We start from the raw sequence: 17,846 nt of genomic DNA, 5'->3' as shown, positions 1-17,846 counted from the left end.
TTACATTCCGAACCCGGAAGCTAAGCCTCACAGCGCCGATGGTACTGCAGGGGGGACCCTGTGGGAGAGTAGGACGCCGCCGAACAATCATTCAGAAAAGCCCCTGTCCGGGAAACCGGGCAGGGGCTTTTCGTGTTTGGCCTCGATCTTTTAGCGCACCGACATGATGCCGGGCCGGTCCCGCAGATGCGGCGGGACCAGGAAGCGCGGCCGGTTGTACCAGACGATCGCGATTCCCGTCAGGCTGGTGGTGACGACGCCGACGAGGAGGATCAGCAGTACGACGACCAGAGCTGCGGACGGCGGAGGTGGGTTCGTGCCTCCTATGACACCCGCGGCGCTGAGGTATCCGCCCAGGCCGATCATGGCGCCGAGGAAGCACCCGCACGCCCCGAGCATCAGCAGGGCACGTTCTCCTCCGGCCAGTACGTTCGCCGCAAGTGACCGCGCCAGGAACGTGGAGGGAGTCTGGCCTCGCCAGCTCCGGATCCCCTGCCGGACGAGCACCGTCCCGAACCATATGAGGCACAGGGCGAGAACTGTTGTGAGGACAACCATCGTTCGGGCCTACCAATCGAAGAAGTCTGCGACGGCGTCAATGATCTCATCGGCTGTCAGATCAACGCCTCGTGAAAGCTCGAGGTTGGCGGGGGTGTTGGCAAGGCCGTGCCGACCTGGGCGCGGATGGCCTCTACGCTCTCCCAGTCCTCGGCGCTGAGTTGGGCCAGGGCGGCGGAGAGGATACCGTCCTGTTCCCTGAGGATGTGGTTGCGCAACTGGGCGAGGGCGTCGAGGAGTTGCCGCCGTGCCGCGGCGTTCCGGGGGTATCAGGCGTTGACGACGGGGGCGCCGATGGCGAAAGCGGTGTCGCCGATGCCGAGGAAGAAGGGGCCGACGAGCAGCGCGGTGAGCGAGGAGTGGCCGATCAGGCCGAGGTAGAGCACTGGCTCGATGGCGGCGGCGGACACCAGCGGGAGCATCACCCGGCCGCGGTGCCGGTCGGTGAGCGCGCCGACCGGGATGCGGCCCGGGGAGCCGATGATCACCGGGACGGCGGCCAGCAGCGACTGCTCGTGGAGGTGCTGGAGGTGCCTGGCCGCTGACCCCGTAACCGGTCGCCGTCGGCACACAGCGCTGCGCCCGGTGTGCGACGCGACCTGATCGCCGCACACCGGGCGTACCCGCCAAGGAAGTTGGACCCGTTCAGTCGGTGACGAGTTCCACCGACCTGATCATCCGCGTGCCGCGCGACACCGCGAGGCGGACCACGGTGCCGGGGGCGGGTGTGGGGGCGCCGGCGGGGAGGGCCCAGGCTCGGGTTTGGTCGGTGGTGCCGGTGTCGAGGGCGAGGAAGCGGGGGGACTTGGCGCGGCGGCGGGGTTCCATGCGGAGGACTTCGCCGGTGAGGGTGTGGGGGGCGCGTCGTTCCAGGGCGGCGAGGGTGAGGTAGTGGGCGGTGAGGGCGCCGAAGCAGACGATCACGACGGTTTCGGCGAGGGTCGGGCCCGGGTGGTTCAGGGCGTCGGACGCCCAGCCGTGGCGGCCGGCGAAGTTGCCGGGCATCATGCCGAGGAAGGCCAGGAACGCCGTCCAGCGGCTGAGGCGTCCGGCCACCAGGAGGGCGAGGACGGCGATGCCGACCCAGCCGGCGCTCAGCACCAGGCCGGGGCGGCGCACCGTCTCGGTCACGTCGGGGGCGGCGGCCCACTCGGGGCGGCGGAGGACGGCGAAGACCGTCAGGCCGACGGCCACCACGGCTGCGGCGCCCGCGAGTTGGAGCAGCCGGGTGGTGTTGGCGCCGAAGCCGGGGCGGAGCCGGGGGTAGCGGATGCGGACGGGGCGCCAGGTGCCGCCGTAGGAGGACCAGACGCGGCGTTTGTCGCCGGAGTCGAAGCCGAGCAGGCGGGAGGTGCGGACGGTGACGCCGAGCGCGGCGGCGTAGGCGAGGTAGCGGTCCCAGACGGTGACGGCCGCGGGCGGGAGTTGGGCGAAGTCCTCGTGGGCGCGGAGCCAGGACTGGACTCCGGCCCAGTGGCCCGCGCGTTCGATCCCGAAGCGGGTCGCCCGTTCGCCGATGGCCAGCGCGAGCAGGAACCCGAGCGGGAAGATCGGAAGGGCGCCGACCCCCATTGCCGCGCGGACGCCGTGTCCGCCGGTGATGACGCCCAGCCCGAGGAGCACGCCGGGGGCGAACAGGCCGGTGAACAGCACACTGGACAGCAGGGGGCCGAGCCGCGGCCGGGAGAGGCCGCGTCGACGGGCCTCGGCGACGATCTCCCGGCGGAAGGCGCCGTTCCAGGCGGTCGCGCGTTCCTGCGCGCGGAAGGCGATCGCGCCGATGGGGGCGCCGGAGTCGCCGGCCTGCTCGGTGATCCGGTCGAGGACCCGCTGTTCGTAGGGGGCCAGGGCGGGGGAGGCCTTGCCGGTGAGGTGCACCGTGCTCTGCGCGGGGTCGTCGGCGGGCTGGCGGATCTCGACCAGGCCGCGCGCCGCGAGGTCCAGCAGGGTCGCGGCGGCGGCGTGGTCCACGGAACGCCAGTGGTTCGACAACAGGGCGACCACGGCCGGTCGTTCGGGCTCGTCGCCGAGTTCCTGCGTCGCGGGGCCGGGGCGGACGGTGCCGTTCCGGGTGGCGACCAGGGAGATGCCGTAGACCGCGAGCCAGAGCGCGGCCAGGCCGGCGCCGGCCCAGTACAGCTGGGCGTCGAGGCTCACGCGAGGTTCACCCGGGGTGCGTCCTGCGCGGTGGCCCCGGCCTCGAAGTACTCCCGTCGGGCGTGCCCGCCGCCGAACCCGGAGACGACGTTGCCGGGGAAGCTCTCCAGCGCGGTGTGGTAGGTCTGGACGGCGCTGTTGTAGAACTGCCGCGCGTAGGCGATCTTGTCCTCGGCGGTGGTCAACTCGGCCTGCAGCTTGAGGAAATGCTGGTCCGCCTTCAGCTGCGGGTAGGCCTCGGCGAGGGCGAGCACCTTGCCGAGGGCGGCGGTCAGCAACTCCTCCGCGACCGCCTTGTCCGTGACGCCGAGCCCGGCCTCCTCCGCCGCCCCGCGCGCGGTGATGACGGCCTCCAGCGTGCCCCGCTCGTGCGCCGCGTACCCGCGCGCACCCTCGACCAGGTTCGGTATCAGCTCGTGCCGGCGCTTCAGCTGGACGTCGATCTGCGCCCAGGACGCCTGCGTCTGGTTGCGCAGCCGGATCAGCCGGTTGTACGTCCTGACGATCCACCACAGCAGCACCGCGACCAGCACGGCAAGGACGCCGCCCACGACGAGACCCACGATGTTCCCCCTGTTGTCGAGACCTCTCGCCGGGCTGTTCCGGCAGGTCGGGGGCGATCATAGGGCCGGCGACCGTTCGAATGCCCCCAATTAATCGAAAGCGGCAGCGAATCGAGACCGGGAGGGGCCGGGCCGGCGCCCGGCCGGGTGGGGCCGGGCGCCGGTGTGTGGGGCGGGGTCAGTTCCAGATGTCGTTGAGGGGGGTCGCGTACTGGTCGTTCTGGGTCAGGCGGCCGGGGAGGTGCAGGCCCTCTTCGACGGTGCGCAGGATGCTGTAGTGGTTGTAGGGGGCGGGGGAGCGGTAGCCGGGCTTGGTGAGGCCGGGGGAGCCGGTGACGATGGTGGGGATGCGCTGGCCGTGGTTGTTGTCGTCCTCGTCGAAGGTGATGACGAGCAGGGAGCGCTGCTGCGTCCAGGCGGGGGAGGCGAACAGCTTCGGGAGGTTGGTGCGCATCCAGGTGTCGCCGGTGGCGACGTCGCAGTTGTGCATGGTGTTGCAGCTGTTGGGCTCGAACCAGACGAAGTCGGGTGTGGTGGCGGGTGCTTGGAGGTCGGACCAGAGCCGGGTGATCGGCTGGAGCTTGTCCTGGCAGCGGGCGGTGTCGCCGGTGACGTCCTTGTAGTACACGAACGGGATGTTGTCCGCGTCGTAGTTGCCGCTGGAGCTCAGGTTGCAGGGCGCGTTCATGTCCTCGACGTAGCCGCGCCAGGACCGGCCGGCCTGCTCGACCAGGTTGCCGAGGTGCGGTGCGGTGATCGCGCCGGTCAGGGCCGGGTAGGGGTTGTCGGTCCGGCCGAACGTGGAACCTCCGGACACCGCAAGGTAGTTGGGGTCGCTGGGGTGGACGACGCCGTAGGACTGGGTGAGCGTGACGCCGCTGTTCGCCAGCTGGTTCAGGTAGGGCGCGGCGGAGCTGCCGATCACCTGGTCGTAGGACCTGTTCTCCAGCATCACGAAGAACACGTGGTCCAGCGAAGGCACTTGGGACGGGACGGGGGCCGGCAGGGCGGGGGCGGGGACAGCGGCCGAGATGGTCAGCGACAGGTTGTCCGCGTAGGCGTCGTTGTACGCGGTGCCGGTGCGGCTTGCCTCGCGGGTCAGTTGCAGGGCGACGGCGATGCTGCGGGTGCCGGCGGGGAGGGTGCCGGTGGCGGTGCGCTGGAGCAGGGCGGTGGCCAGGCCGCGGTCGGTGGCGCTGACCGGCCCGATCCGGGTGGTGCCGAGGGACGCGCCGGAGCCGCCGAGGAAGGTGGCCGTGAGGGTGGCGGTGGAGTTCTCCGTGGCGTAACCACCCAGCCAGCCCGAGAGGTTGTACGTCACCGTGCCGGTGTCGATCGGGCCGGCCGCGGCCGACACGTCGGCGGTCTGGGAGAGCGTGGAGCTGCCGACCGGGCCGCCGGAGAAGAAGGCGTTGCCGCGGTTGCCCGGGCCGGAGGTGCCGTTCGACGGGAAGCCGTTCGGCGCGCCGTACGCCACGGCGGTCGGGACGCCGGTGGTCTGCCAGCCGGGGAGCGTCACGCCGTCGTAGCCGCTGACGGAGGCGTCGGCGCACTCGGCGTCCCCGTTGACGATCAGGTTGGGGCTGCCAGTGGCTCCGGGCGCGGTGACGGAGAAGCGGGCGGGCCGGGCGAGCGCCGTGTAGCCGTCGTTGGAGAGGTAGTTGGCCGTGTAGGCGCCCGGGGCGAGCGTGCCGGTGGCGAGGGAGACCGAGCCGGTTCCGTTCGGCGCGTAGGCCCAGACGGGGGCCGGACTCCCGCCCGGCTGCTGGCCGTTGTCGGGGTAGATGCCGATCCAGTTGGTCGCGGAGACCCGGCCGGTGCCGTAGGAGGCGACCACCGCCTGGCCCTGCGGGTACGAGGTCTGGCCGACGCACAGCACGCTGTTCTGGGTGTCGAGGACGGCCGAGGAGGTCACGGTGAACAGCACCGGCGCGGCCAGCGGCGTGTAGCCGTTGTTGGCGAGCAGGTAACTGAGGTAACTGCCGGGCGCCAGCGAGCCCGCGGCCAGGGTGACGGTGCCGCTGCCGTTCGGGGCGTACGCCCAGGCCAGCGAGGCCTTCCCGCTGCCGGGGCCCTTGGCGGGGTCGGTGGGGTAGATGCCGACCCAGTTGGTGGAGGAGGGCTGCCCGGTGCTGTACGTCACCGCGACGGCCGAAGTCCGGCCCTGGACGTAGCTGGTGGTGGCCATGCCGACCGAGCTGCCCGCCGCGGCGGCCGGGGTCGGCAGCAGCGGGACGAGCAGGGCCACGACGGCGAGCAGCAGTAGATGCAGCCGCCGGTGAAGCCGGTGTGCGGACGGGTTCCGCATAAGGGGGACTCTCCTGAGGGTGGGAGGGCTGGGGGGATTGGCGCGCGTCAGGATCGCAGGCCCGGTGCTGCGGACTCAAGGAGTCCCGGCGGAACTCCTCGCGACGCCCGTGTGAAAAGTTGTTCGGCCAACTGTGCCGCACCGAAGGCTTCGCCCGCCTCCTACCGGTCGGTAACGATTCGTCAATTTTCTGTTTCCGCACGTGTGTTGGCGGATCGTTGATAACCTGGGTGCGTAGTCCCATGTCCTTCCGGGTTCACGCAATGTGGCCCGCCGCCAATGTACGGTCAAGCCTTCTGTGTGCTGCCCCCATTGAGCCGGTGTCATGATCGCCGGAAGGATCCGCGGTCATGACTACGCGAGTAAACCTTCTGTCGCGATGGCTGGTGGCCCCCTTGCGGTGGGCGGCCCTGCTGTCGGTGCTGGTGTCGGTCGGAGTGTTCTTCGCCGGAGCGGGGGCGGCGCAGGCCGCGCCTGCCTGCGGGGTGCTGTCCACCGGCGGGGCGTCGCAGGCGAATGCCGCGGTGCGGGCGGCCTGCGGGCTGATCGGGACTCCGTACTCGTGGGGTGGCGGCCACGGTTCGCAGCCGGGGCCGACGTACGGGATCTGCGACTCGTCCAACGGTGCCCCGAACGACTGCAACGTCCGCGGCCTGGACTGCTCCGGCATGGTCCGCTACGCCTACTCGCTGGCGGTCGGCGCGGACGTCATCAACGGCACCACGCGGACCCAGTGGCCGACGTCGCGGGCGGTGGCCCGCTACTACCGGGCGGACGGGACGGGGCCGCTGCTGCCCGGTGACCTGGTGTACTTCGGCAGTACCGCCTCCACCATCCACCATGTGGCGATGTATCTGGGGCAGGGCTGGATCGTCGAGGCCCCGTACTCCGGCGGGTACGTCCAGGTGGCGGCGCTGTCCTCGCACGGCGACTACTACGGCGCGATCCGGCTCTACGGCGCGGGCAACACCACCCCGGCGCCGAACCCGCCGCCGGCGGGTGGCGGGCAGTACTGGGTGAACACCTTCGCCAACGCGCCGGTGTTCGCCTCGCCGACCTCCACCAGCAGCACGGGGACGCTGTACCAGGGCACCAACTACGTGTACTGCAAGACCTGGGGCCGTGAGGTGTCGAACGGCAGCGCCTTCAACCACTGGTGGCTGAAGACCGACCCGGACGTCGGCCCGAGCAGCCAGTGGGTGTCGGCGTTCTACCTCTCCGGGTGGGGCAACGACGTGGCCAAGGACAACAACGGCGCGGTCATCCCGGACTGCGCGGGCGGCGGCGGCGCCCCGGCCCCGACCGGCAAGTACTGGGTGGACACCTTCGCCAACGTCCCCGTGTACGCCTCCGCGACCTCCGGCAGCGCCGGCCCCACCGGGACGCTGTACCAGGGCACCAACTACGTGTACTGCAAGGTGTGGGGCCGTGAGGTGTCCAGCGGCGGCAGCTACAACCACTGGTGGCTGAAGACCGACCCGGACGTCGGCCCGAAGGGGCAGTGGGTGTCGGCGTTCTACCTGACGCGGTGGGGCAACGACGTGGCCAAGGACAACAACGGCGTGACCATCCCCAACTGCTGACACGACGCCGGCCCCCGTCGAGGACGGGGGCCGGCGTGCGTCGCGCGGGAGGCTACGGCGTCGGGCAGTTCTCGTCGATCTTGTACTGGAGCGCCCGCGGGTAGTCGTGCCGGCTGAGCCGGACGCGGGCCAGGATCGGCGCGTGGTTGAGCTGGTTGGTCGGGTCGGCGAGTTCGGTGAGGAGGGTGTCGAGCTCGGCGTAGGTGCTGAGCTTGAAGCCGTGCATCTGGTCCTTCTCGCTGCCGAAGACCTGGGCCAGCTTTTCGTAGTGCCACGGGTGCAGCACGTTGTAGAAGTCGGCGCCGTCGGACGGCTTCTGCTGGTAGTAGCAGGGGCTGACCAGCATCTGTTCGATGCCGTAGAAGCCCTCGTTGTCGAGGACGAAGACCACCGGCCGCAGGTGGTGGCGCACCTGGGTGGACAGCTCCTGGCAGATCTCCTGGAACGAGCCGTCGCCGACGAACACCATCGGGCGCTTCAGCGGCTCCTGCCGGCCGAAGGCCACGCCGGTGGCGGCGCCGACGGAGTAGCCGATGGACAGCCAGCTGTTCTGCGCGAGGAAGCCGGCCCGCTCGTTGATCCGCAGGTTCATCGAGCCGAGCAGCGAGAACGCCGCGTCCGAGACCACGGTGAACGGCGAGGGGGCCTTCGGGTCGCCGCCGGTGGCCTCGAACTGGAGGAAGTGGTTCATCCGTTCGAAGAAGCCGTCGTAGGTGAGCTCGGTCTTCTTGTGGTGCTTGGCGCTGAGCGAGCCCAGGAACTCGGCGGTGGTGGCGGGGACGTCCAGGCCCGCCTTGTGGGCCAGCGCGAAGTGGTCGGCCGGGAAGGTCTTTCCGGCCAGCGCGGTCTTCAACGCGGGGACGAAGTTGCGGAGTTGGACGTCGGGGTAGTACATGGCGCCGACGCTGACGCCGCCGCGGGCGGCCACGATCCAGTCGTCGCCGATGGACTGTTCGCCGTTCAGGTTCTTGGACGTGGACCAGGTGCCGAGGCCGATCCGGCAGCCCGCGTTCTTGAAGGTGTCGCGGATCTCCGGCAGGCTCGCCTTGCCGTTGTACACGCCGGCGAACAGCGGGTGCTGCTCGGAGACCACGGACTTCGCGCCGACGGTGGTGCAGAACTGCATCTTGGTGGCCTCGACGAACTCCACCAGTTCGTTCTCCAGCCGCTGGTGCATGAGTTCCTCGCCGGCCCACACGATCGGCGTCTTGAACTTCGTGATCAGCTCGACCGCCGCCGCCACGGCCTTGGCCAGGATGTCCTGGTTCCGCTTGGTGAACGGCCGCTCGTGCGCTCGGAGTTGACCCTGCGGGGGGTCGCAGGGCGCGTGCCAGAGGTCGTCCATGACCTCCAGGTAGATGGGCTTGCGCTCGGTCAGGCAGGCGGTGATGGCGCTGTCGATCTGCGAGGGCGCAAGACCGGGGTTGGAGAGCACCTGCGCGTCCACCGTGACCTGCCGGTAGACCTCCAGGTTGGCCTCCCGGCGCGGGCTCATGTGCGAGGTGAGCAGGCCCACCGCCTGGAAGTTGAGCCACTGTTCGTAGGACGGCGCACCGTTGATCGCGATCAGCGGCACGTCCTCGACGTACGCGCCGCCGATGGTGTTGAGCAGGCTGAACGCGCCCACGCCGTACGTCACCGCGACGGCGGCGACGCCCTGTTCGGGCTGGTCGGGGGCGGCGTCGGCGAGCCGCACCCGGGCGTAGCCGTCGGCGGCGTAGCCGGCGCCCATCTCGGTCGGGGTGCCGACCCAGCGCACCGACGTGGTGTCCTGCATGATCGACAGGAACGGGCCGAGCAGGTCGCCCGGCACGCCGAACAGGTACCGGATGCCCAACTGTTCGAGCCTGGTGGCCAGGTAGCGACCCACGGTCCACTCGGTCTTGTTGCTCATCGCTGAAGTGCCTCCTCTTGGTTCTCCTGGCGGAGCTGGACTTCGGGCCGCAGTGCCCGGCGCGTCGCGGCCGGCGCCGCCGCCTCGTGCACGGCGAGCGCCGCGCGGACGGCGGTCTCCACCGCGCCCTCGATCCAGGCGTGCTTGAGCGAGATGTGCTCGCCCGCGAAGTGGACGGGGCCTTCCGCCTTGCCCGCGTCGAGGTGGAAGCTGGTCATCTGGTGCGGGGTGTACACCGCCGCCTCACCGAAGGCGTACGGGTCGCGCAGCCAGCTCTGGGTCTTGCCGTAGCCGGTGTAGAACACCTCGATCCGGCGGCCGTGCACCGACTGGAGGTTGCGCAGCGCGTAGACGTAGCGCTCGTCGTCCTCCATGGAGTCCCAGCGCGCCGCGTCGTCCGACCAGCTGTAACTGGCCAGCACCACGCCGCCGCCGTCGCCGTCGGCCACCGGGTGGGACGGGTAGTACATGAAGCGGTTCGGGTTGTCGGTGGTCGAGCCGCCGCCGAAGCAGTCGGTGGCGGGACGGACGCTGGCCCGCAGCAGCGGGGTGTGCCGGTAGACCTCCAACTGGCCTTCGCTGATCCGGCGTTCGTCCACGCTGCGGTGCGCGCCGAGCAGCGTCTCCGGCAGGTTGCGGGGCGGCCGGTGGCCGTTGTGGGCGGCGGCCACGGCAGCCTCGGCGTCGTCCTCGCCCGCCCGTTGGTAGTACTCGTACAGACCCGGTGCGATGGAGTCGAGTTCAGCCTGCCAGTCCGCCTCGGTGAACTCCCACCAGCGGCGGGAGAACTCGAGCAGCACCTTGGTGGCCTGGTCGTAGTGGGTCTCGATGATCGCCCGGCGCTTCTTGTACGAGAACGGCGGCGTCACCTGGACGAAGGTCAGCGCCGAGAACGGCACGGTGACGATCGCCAAGTCGCCCTTCCAGACGGTGGGTTCGGCGTCCGGCTGGTCCTCGGGGACGGTGTGGACGGCGACCTGCGGACCGACCGGGCCGACGTCCCGGGCGCCGCCGCCGTCCCGGCGCGGGTCCCAGTACTCCATGCGGATCATCCGCTGGCCCATCCGGAGTTCGTCCCGCAGCTGCTCGGCGAGGGTCTCGGGCAGCATCCGGGTGCCGCCCTCGATCTCCCAGTAGGTGACGTTCGGGTTGATGTCGCTGCGGCCCAGGAAGGAGTGGAAGAAGGCCAGGTGCAGCCGGGACGTCATGTTCTCGATGGTGCCGATCGCCTCGATCGCCTCGTCGCTGAAGCCCGCGTACTCGCGCAGGAAGCGGCCCATCGAGTAGCCGTCGAAGTCGTGGACGACCTTGGCCCAGCCGTCCAGCCACTCGGCGAACGGCTTGTTCACCCGCGTCCCGTCGGGCTGGCGGTCCGAGTAGTAGTCGCGGACCGGATCCAGCGCATCGTTGATCATCTTGGCGGTGGTGATCCGCGCCTCCTCGCCGGTGAGGTGGAAGCCCTCGTTGATGCTGGTCGGGTCGTCGGCGTACTCCTTGCGGCGGGTCTGGATCCGGTTGGTGCGGATCCAGGAGTTGTTGCGCTTGACCGGCTCGCGGAACTCGGGGCTGTCGGAGCCGTACTTCCAGACCGTGCCGTCGAAGGACTCGTAGACCACCGGCGGGACGGGCGCGTTCTGGTTGCCGGTGTCGGGGTCGATGTCGACGTTGAAGAACAGCCGCCGTTTCAGGCCGAGGCTGTCGATCAGCGCGAGGGCGAGCGGGTGGAAGCTGGGCAGCCGCATCGCCCCGGCCTCCGCGTACTGCTTCGGGTCGTGGAACGGGCCGTCGCCCTCGCCCGCGTTGTCGCCGGCGTGGAAGGTCTTGATCCGGCCGCCCACCCGGCTGGCGTTGGCCTCCAGGATGGTGACGTTGTGCCCGGCGTCCTTGAGCAGCTTGCCGGCGACCAGGCCCGCGATGCCCGCGCCGATGATCAGCACGTCCTTGCGGGCGCCGTTCGGCGGAATGCCGTCCTTGATCAGGACGTCGAGGTAGCGCAGCTTCAGGTCCTCGCCGTCCGGGCCGACCAGCAGCAGTTCGCGGGCCAACTGCTGGGCGGTGTGCCGGCGGGCGCTCTCGTCGGAGGGGTTCTTCACGGGTGTCTCCTCGGTGGGTGGGGCGGTCAGGAACCGACGCGCTTGTTGGGGAGGTCCTGGCCCCCGGCGAGCAGCCGCAGCGTGGTGATCGAGGGAGTGAAGGCGTACAGCGCGCCCGTGGTGTGGACGAAACGCTGCATGTCGACGGTGCCGTGGGTGCCGTCCGCGAGCCCGATCTCGGCCTTGCCGGCCAGGCCGACGACCTTGTCGAAGCCGTTGGGGGCGGGTGTGGAGCCGTTCGGCTTTCCGGGCGGGAAGGTGTCGCTGTTGGCCCAGAACCGCTGCACCACCTCGAACTGCTCCTCCAGCGAGGTGCCGTAGCAGACGAACATCAGCCCGCGGTCCACGCCGTCGTCGTTCGCTCCGCCCGGGAACTGCACGCCGTACGGGATGCCCCGGCGCATCAGGCGGTGGCTCTTCGGGTGGCCGTCGCCGTTGCCCGCGAAGACCCGCGGGTGGGTGCGGCGGATGTGCGCGACCCACGGGGTGTGCTCGCCGGCCGGGTCGTTGCTGTAGTCGAAGTCGTTGCGGTCGGAGCCGACGCCGGTCACGGTGCCGTTCGGCGGGGCGAGCGGCGTGCCGTCCTTGAACCGGCCGACCAGGCAGGCGCCGAGGCGGGTCGGGTCCATCGTCCCGGTGAACTTGGTGGCGCCGTCGATCACCGCGGCGTTCCAGCCCGCGACGTCCTGGCGCAGGCGGCGCACCACCTGGAAGGAGCCGTTCGCCATCCACTGCGGAGCCGGCCGGTCGCCGTTCTCGCTCTTCTGGCCGAAGACGAACTCGCCCGGTTCGATCAGCTCGGTGCCGGCGTGCATGTCGCGGACGCCGGGCTGGTCCGGGCTCTCCGGGTGGAAGTCCTTCACCCCCGGCTGCGAAATGCCGTCCTTGTAGCCGAAGTGCTCGTGGCCCTTCAACGGGCCCGTCAGGGTGCGGCCCTCGTCCACGTGGACGCGGACGATCTGATTGGCGTTCTCGACCGCGTCGAGGTTCTTCAGCTTCTCCTGCAGCATCTCGTCGGTGTCCGCGGCGACGATCAGCACCGCGTGCACGACCTGGTTGCCGGTTCCGGCGCCGAACAGCCACTGCTTGGGGTCGCTCGCATCGGTGTCGCCGAGGTCGGCGGCCCGGGCGGCCGCGCCCGCGAGGAAGGACTGCATGTTGTTGTTCTCGAGGTCCGTCCGGACCTGATCGGGCTTGTTGGCGACCGCCATCAGGCCGTCGAAGGTGAGCGACACCCCGCAGCGGACGGTGACCAGATTGGGGTCGCGGCCGAACGCCCGGCGGGCCAGCGAGAACTGCTCGTTGAAGTCCTCGGTCTCACTGGTCGTCGAGACGGTGTTGAGGATCGCGGAGAGCCAGCCGCGACCTCTGGCGGCGTCCGGGAAGTGCAGGTAGCGGAAGTCCATGAAGTCCTTGTTGAACGCCGCCAGGATGTTGCCCTGAATGTCGGTGCTCGTCCGCAGCGGCGGCTGCGGCAACTGCTCGATGGCGGGCACGCCGGCGGGACGGGCGGAGGTGGTGGTCACGGTCGGGCTCCTCGAGTGCAGGCAGGACTGATCGCACAGCGCGATCGGGTCAGCACTCAACGTAGCTGCCGTGCGGAGAGTCCTGCCAACCGAACGTCGGCTTCCGGACGCAACGAAGGCTTCTTACATACCTTTGCCGTCGCTCTGCCGGGCGGCTGACAGGCACTCGGCAGAGTCGTGCCCACACCGACCGCAGGACGTACGGAGGGCACGGCGATGACGACCAGCACCAGCACTGACATGACCGCGAGCACCAGCACGAACGGAGCGGCGAGGCGCGGCACCCTGGCGGCCGCGGCGCTGGCCGTACTGGCGGCCGCGCTGCCGCTCACCGCCGCCCCGGCCGCGCAGGCCGTGCCCGCCGCGCAGGCCTCCACCGCCACCCAGGGCCGGCCCGCGTGGTGCCCGGACGTCCCCGGGCACCAGGTCGACTGCACGACCATGCGCCGCCCGCTGGTCACGGACGAGCCCCGCCTCGGCGGCATCGACGTGAGCTACGCCGTGGTGCGCCACAGCAACCCCGGCCCGGCGCTGGGCACCGTCGCGGTCAACCCCGGAGGCCCCGGCGAGACCCTGATCGACCGGGCCGAGCAGGTGGCCGGCGCGCTGCAGGGCGTGCTGGACGACTACGACGTGCTGCTGCTCGACCCGCGCGGCACCGGCCGCTCCGGCCGGCTGCCCTGCGACGTCACCGAGGCCGAGTACCGCTGGGCCCCGCGGGCCGGCCAGCGCGAGGCCGTCGCCGAGTGCGCCGAGGAACTCGGCCCGCGCGCCCGCGGCTACACCAGCGCCGCCACCGCCGACGACATCGACGCCGCCCGCGAGCGCCTGGGCGCCCCCAAGCTGGTGCTGTACGGCCTGTCGTACGGCACCTACCTGATGCCGGTCTACGCCGACCGCCACCCCGAACGGGTCGAGAAGATGGTGCTGTCCGGCGCCTACCCGCTCGCCTTCGACTCGCTGGCCCGGCCCGGCGCCCAGCAGGTCAACCTGACGCTGCGCCGGATCTGCGAGCGCAGCGGCGCCTGCGACCCGGACACCGCGGTGCACGACCTGGCCGCCGTCACCGCGCGGCTGCGCGCCCGCCCGCTGAAGGTGACCGCCCCGGTCGACGGCAAGCGGCGCACCGTGCTGTTCACCGAGGACAAGCTCGCCGACCTGCTGTACGAGCCGGCCACCCGCGGCATCGGCCTGAACCCCGGCGAGCCCGGCCTGCTCGGCGCCCTGCCCGCCGCCCTGCACGCCTTCGCCGCGGGCGACGACGGTCCGCTGTCCGCCCTGGTGCGCGACGAGATGGCGAACACCGGCACCGAGGACCAGGCCTCGTTCCTGGCCGTCACCTGCAACGACTACGCCCGCGCCTGGGACCCGGACGCCCCGGTGGCGGAGCGCCGCCGCCAGTACCGCGCCGCGCTGGCCGCCGCCGACCCGGCCGACTTCGGGGCGTTCAGCGTCAAGGGCTGGACCGAGGGCCAGACCGACGGCGGGGACAACTGCCTGAACTGGCCGCGCCGGAACACCGCCCGCCCGCAGCCGACCGACCTGAAGCACGTGCCCGACGTGCCCGTCCTGGTGCTCTCCGGAGACCTCGACACCAACACCCCCGAGGTCAACTCCCACCTGTCCGCAGCCCAGTTCCGCCACAGCACGTTCGTCTCGGTACCCAACAGCGGACACCTCCCCGAGATGGAGTCCACCGGCTGCGCCCTGGAGATCTCCAGCCGCTTCATCCGCACCGGCGAGGTCGGCGACACCTCCTGCCTGGCGCAGATCCCGCCGGTCACCGTCGTCCCCGTCCCGCGCTGAGCGGCCACCCCCTACCGGCACAACCACGCCCGCCACCAGCGAAAATGATGACATGACAGATTCCACCGCCACCCGGCGCACCATCCTGGTCGTCGAGGACGACCCCGGCGTCCGCAGCACCCTCGACCACCTGCTGCGCTTCGAGGGCTACCAGGTGCTCACCACCGCCGACGGCCAGGAGGCCCTGGAACTCCTCGAACACCGGCGCCCCGACCTCGCCGTGGTGGACGTGGTCATGCCCCGCCTCGACGGCCTCGCGCTGTGCCGGATGCTGCGCCGGCGCGGCGACCGCCTGCCCGTCCTCGTCCTCACCGCCCGCCACCAGCTCGGCGACCGGGTCGCCGGACTGGACGCGGGCGCCGACGACTACCTCGCCAAACCCTTCGCCACCGAAGAACTGCTGGCCCGCATACGCGCCCTGCTGCGCCGCACCGATCCGCCCCGCGCCGAGGACGAGGGCACCGGCAGCGCGGACTTCGCCCTCGCCGACCTCGTCCTGGACCCGGCTGCCCGGCTGGCCCACCGCGGCACCCGCCGGCTCGACCTGACCAAGACCGAGTTCGACCTGCTGGAACTGCTCCTGCGCAACCAGGGCACCGTCCTGACCCGCCACCAGATCTACCAGCGCATCTGGGGCTACGAGTTCGACACCGACTCGCGCTCGCTCGACGTCTACGTCGGCTACCTGCGGCGCAAGACCGAGGAGAACGGCGAACCCCGGCTGATCCACACCGTGCGCAACGTCGGCTACACCGCCAGGACCGCCTGATGCTGCGCACCAGGATCGGCCTCGTGGTCCTCGCCTCCGTCCTGCTGGCGATCGCGGTGCCCGTCACCGCCGCCTACCGCGGCGTCAGCGCCCTGGTCGCCGACCAGCTCGACCGCAGCCTCCAGGACCGGAGCCGGACCGTGCTCGACGCCCTGGACCTCGGCCGCCTGCCGCCCGCCCGGCCCGACATGGTCGAACAGCTGCTGCCCGCCGACGGCGCCGCCCGCCCGCTGACCCCGGGCGGCCCCGCCCTGCCGGTCTCGGCCCGCGCCCTGGAGGTGGCCCGCACCGGGCAGGGCTCCCACCAGGAGGACGTCACCGTCGACGGCACCCCCTACGGCCTCCTCACCCAGGCCCGCCCCGACGGGCAGGGAGCCGTGATGGTCGGCCAGACCTACGCCGGGGCCGCCGAGGTCGACGAGGCATTCCTGCGACGGATCACCGTCACCAGCACGGCGGCGGCCGTCTCCTGCGCCCTGCTCAGCTGGCTCGTCATCGGCCGGATCCTGCGCCCGGTACGGCGCCTGGCCCACGCCGCCGAACACATCACCACCACCCGCGACCTCGCCACCCCGCTGCCCGCCGCCGGACGCGACGAGGTCGGCGGCCTCACCCGGGCCTTCGAGACGATGGTCGGCGCGCTGCGCCGCTCCCGCGAGCAGCAGCAGCGCCTGGTCCAGGACGCCAGCCACGAACTCCGCACCCCGCTGACCTCGGTGCGCGGCTGCGCCGAACTCCTCCAGCGCGCCCGCGGCCGGCTCGCCCCCGAGGACGAGGAACAGATCCTCGCCACCCTGGTCAACGAGACCGTCGCACTCGACGAAATCGTGCGCGAGCTGGTCGAGTTGGCCACCGACCGGCAGACCGCGGAGGACCCCGAGCCGCTCGACCTGCCGGCCGCCGCCGAGGACAGCGCCCGGCGGTTCCAGCGCCGCACCGGCCGCGAGATCGCCGTCACCGCCGAGGCCCCCGTGCCGGTGCTGGCCCGCCCGCGCGCCCTGCAACGCTGCGTCGACAACCTGGTGGGCAACGCCGTCAAGTTCAGCCCCGACGGCACCCCGGTGGAGATCCGGATCACCGGCACCCGGCTGTCCGTGCGCGACCACGGACCCGGCATCGCCCCCGGCGAACGGCAGGCCGTCTTCGAACGCTTCTTCCGCGCCGCCGGCACCCAGGCCACCCCCGGCTCCGGGCTGGGCCTGGCCATCGTCCACGACCTGGTCGCCGCCGACGGCGGCACCGTCTTCGCCACCGCGGCCCCCGGCGGCGGCGCCGAGGTCGGCTTCCGGCTGCCGCCCGCTACGAGTGAAAGCTGATCTCCGGGTTGCCGGGGGTCGGGCCGTCGAGCAGCGGCTGCGGGATGCCCTTCAGCTGGAGGTCGAAGAACGCCGCGACGTACTGCCGGGTCAGCTGGATGCCGCGCTCGGGGGCGATCGTGGTGGTGGGCGGGTGCGGGAGGCCGAGCTGGCCGGCGAGCAGCGGGATGTCGGTGAAGGAGTGGTGCTCGGCGCCGGCCAGGGTCAGCCAGCGCTTCCAGCCGTCGAGGTTCCTCCAGGCATCCGTCCAGCTGGCGTCCTTCCCGCCGTCCATCTGGTGCTCGATCATCAGGAACGGCTTGCCCTTGAGGCCGGTGGCGGGCACGCCGTAGTCCATGCTGCCGTCGAGGTTGACCCCGGCCCGGACCCGGTCGTCGCTCAGCAGGGTCGGGACGGTCGCCGCGCCGCCGACCGAGTGCCCGGCCATGCCGATCCGGTCGCGGTCGATCAGGCGGGCGTAGCGCCAGGCCGGATGCGGGCGGGTGGTGAGCTGGTCGAGGACGAAGGCGACGTCCTTCGCCCGGCTCGCGTCCAGGTTCGCCCACTCCTCCCTCGGGCCGAACTTGCCGCACATGACGCAGGTGGTGGTGTGCCCGTCGGGGAACGTCGTCCCGCTGTTCTCGTATGTGTGGTCGATCAGCGCGACGACGTAGCCGCGGCTGCTCAAGTCCTCGGCGAGCGCCGTCAGTTCGGTGCGCGGCATGGTGAAGCCGGGGGAGAGCATGACCAGCGGGAAGCGGCCGTGCTGCGGCAGCGCGTCCGTCCTGGACCACGTCCGGGTGTCCGCGACCAGCTCGGCGGGGATGGTGTTGCCGGCCACCTTCGCGTCCAGCAGCAGCCGCGCCGCCTCGGGCGTCATGTACGGGGCCGGCCCGCCGGTGCCCGGCTTCGCGGGGTAGTACATGGAGACCATGAGTTGGCGGGGGCCGGCGGACGGGACCCAGGGGTCGGTCCGTTCCTGGTCGGTCAGGTGCAGGATCTGCCGGCCGACCGCGAACGTCCCCGTGGGGCGCGGGAGTTCGAGCTGGACGCTGGCCTGGATGGTGGCGGTGGCAGATGCGGGTGCGGCCGGCGCGGGCGCGGCGGTAGCGACTGCCAGCGGGAGAGCGAGCAGGAGGGCGGTTGCCGCGGCGGCGCGACGGATTCGGGTCATGGAGCTCAACGTAGGTCGGTGGTGGCCGAGTTGGCGTCACGTCGGAGGCGTAAGGGATCCCACCGAGGGCGTGGCGGGGAGCGGGTCGCGGCCCCTAAGGGTTGTCTTTCGAAGGTGTCC

Annotated in this window: 12 protein-coding genes, 1 rRNA gene and 1 pseudogene; 5 read left to right on the top strand and 9 right to left on the bottom strand. The window is 71.4% G+C overall.

The features are described from left to right. A 5S ribosomal RNA gene (gene rrf / locus ACFYS8_RS30715) occupies positions 1-85 on the top strand; the annotation flags it as partial. A gap of 65 nt (positions 86-150) precedes the next feature. On the opposite strand, the gene ACFYS8_RS30710 is transcribed toward rrf, so the two are convergent. The 5 genes and pseudogenes from ACFYS8_RS30710 to ACFYS8_RS30690 all read right to left on the bottom strand — a co-directional run bounded on the left by ACFYS8_RS30710 (position 151) and on the right by ACFYS8_RS30690 (position 5,586). Next, on the bottom strand, positions 151-507 hold the full coding sequence (locus ACFYS8_RS30710) for a hypothetical protein (RefSeq protein WP_387647198.1): 357 nt from the start codon (positions 505-507) through the stop codon (positions 151-153). Between the two features lie 294 nt (positions 508-801). Beyond that, a pseudogene (locus tag ACFYS8_RS30705) lies at positions 802-1,073 on the bottom strand (MFS transporter); the annotation flags it as partial. Between the two features lie 130 nt (positions 1,074-1,203). Next, positions 1,204-2,715 carry a DUF2207 family protein gene (locus ACFYS8_RS30700; RefSeq protein WP_387647195.1) on the bottom strand — a complete coding sequence of 504 codons (1,512 nt, stop codon included), beginning with the start codon at positions 2,713-2,715 and terminating at the stop codon, positions 1,204-1,206. Next, positions 2,712-3,278: a LemA family protein gene (locus ACFYS8_RS30695; protein ID WP_387647193.1), complete on the bottom strand. Its 567-nt coding sequence runs from the start codon at positions 3,276-3,278 to the stop codon at positions 2,712-2,714. Before ACFYS8_RS30695 ends, ACFYS8_RS30700 begins: the two co-directional genes overlap by 4 nt. Positions 3,279-3,456: 178 nt before the next feature. Then, positions 3,457-5,586: an alkaline phosphatase family protein gene (locus ACFYS8_RS30690; protein ID WP_387647190.1), complete on the bottom strand. Its 2,130-nt coding sequence runs from the start codon at positions 5,584-5,586 to the stop codon at positions 3,457-3,459. A gap of 350 nt (positions 5,587-5,936) precedes the next feature. On the opposite strand from ACFYS8_RS30690, the gene ACFYS8_RS30685 reads away from it, so the two are divergent. Further along, positions 5,937-7,169: a C40 family peptidase gene (locus ACFYS8_RS30685; RefSeq protein WP_387647187.1), complete on the top strand. Its 1,233-nt coding sequence runs from the start codon at positions 5,937-5,939 to the stop codon at positions 7,167-7,169. Between the two features lie 52 nt (positions 7,170-7,221). Here the strand turns inward: ACFYS8_RS30685 and ACFYS8_RS30680 are convergent, their stop codons facing one another. The 3 genes from ACFYS8_RS30680 to ACFYS8_RS30670 are packed head-to-tail and all read right to left on the bottom strand — an operon-like array spanning position 7,222 to position 12,682. Beyond that, entirely contained in the window at positions 7,222-9,063 is a 1,842-nt protein-coding gene (locus tag ACFYS8_RS30680) for an alpha-keto acid decarboxylase family protein (protein WP_387647185.1), read from the bottom strand. Then, positions 9,060-11,156 carry a flavin monoamine oxidase family protein gene (locus ACFYS8_RS30675; RefSeq protein WP_387647182.1) on the bottom strand — a complete coding sequence of 699 codons (2,097 nt, stop codon included), beginning with the start codon at positions 11,154-11,156 and terminating at the stop codon, positions 9,060-9,062. Before ACFYS8_RS30675 ends, ACFYS8_RS30680 begins: the two co-directional genes overlap by 4 nt. 26 nt (positions 11,157-11,182) lie before the next feature. Further along, complete coding sequence (locus ACFYS8_RS30670; RefSeq protein ID WP_387647179.1) at positions 11,183-12,682, bottom strand: Dyp-type peroxidase; 1,500 nt, start codon at positions 12,680-12,682, stop codon at positions 11,183-11,185. 216 nt (positions 12,683-12,898) lie between these two features. On the opposite strand from ACFYS8_RS30670, the gene ACFYS8_RS30665 reads away from it, so the two are divergent. From ACFYS8_RS30665 to ACFYS8_RS30655, 3 genes are read left to right on the top strand one after another with little or no spacing between them, the layout of a single operon-like run. Further along, positions 12,899-14,488 carry an alpha/beta hydrolase gene (locus tag ACFYS8_RS30665; protein WP_387647177.1) on the top strand — a complete coding sequence of 530 codons (1,590 nt, stop codon included), beginning with the start codon at positions 12,899-12,901 and terminating at the stop codon, positions 14,486-14,488. A gap of 52 nt (positions 14,489-14,540) precedes the next feature. Continuing rightward, positions 14,541-15,257 (top strand): response regulator transcription factor, encoded by a 717-nt coding sequence (locus ACFYS8_RS30660; RefSeq protein ID WP_387647175.1) that lies wholly within the window; start codon positions 14,541-14,543, stop codon positions 15,255-15,257. Then, positions 15,257-16,573 (top strand): ATP-binding protein, encoded by a 1,317-nt coding sequence (locus ACFYS8_RS30655; RefSeq protein ID WP_387647172.1) that lies wholly within the window; start codon positions 15,257-15,259, stop codon positions 16,571-16,573. The genes ACFYS8_RS30660 and ACFYS8_RS30655 overlap by 1 nt, the downstream gene beginning before the upstream one ends. Here the strand turns inward: ACFYS8_RS30655 and ACFYS8_RS30650 are convergent. Beyond that, on the bottom strand, positions 16,557-17,726 hold the full coding sequence (locus ACFYS8_RS30650; protein ID WP_387647169.1) for an alpha/beta hydrolase family protein: 1,170 nt from the start codon (positions 17,724-17,726) through the stop codon (positions 16,557-16,559). The genes ACFYS8_RS30655 and ACFYS8_RS30650 overlap by 17 nt on opposite strands. Positions 17,727-17,846: the final 120 nt, after the last annotated feature.

This window comes from Kitasatospora sp. NPDC004615, assembly GCF_042873545.1.
Lineage (GTDB): Bacteria > Actinomycetota > Actinomycetes > Streptomycetales > Streptomycetaceae > Kitasatospora.
This window is presented reverse-complemented; position numbering and strand designations above follow the sequence as displayed.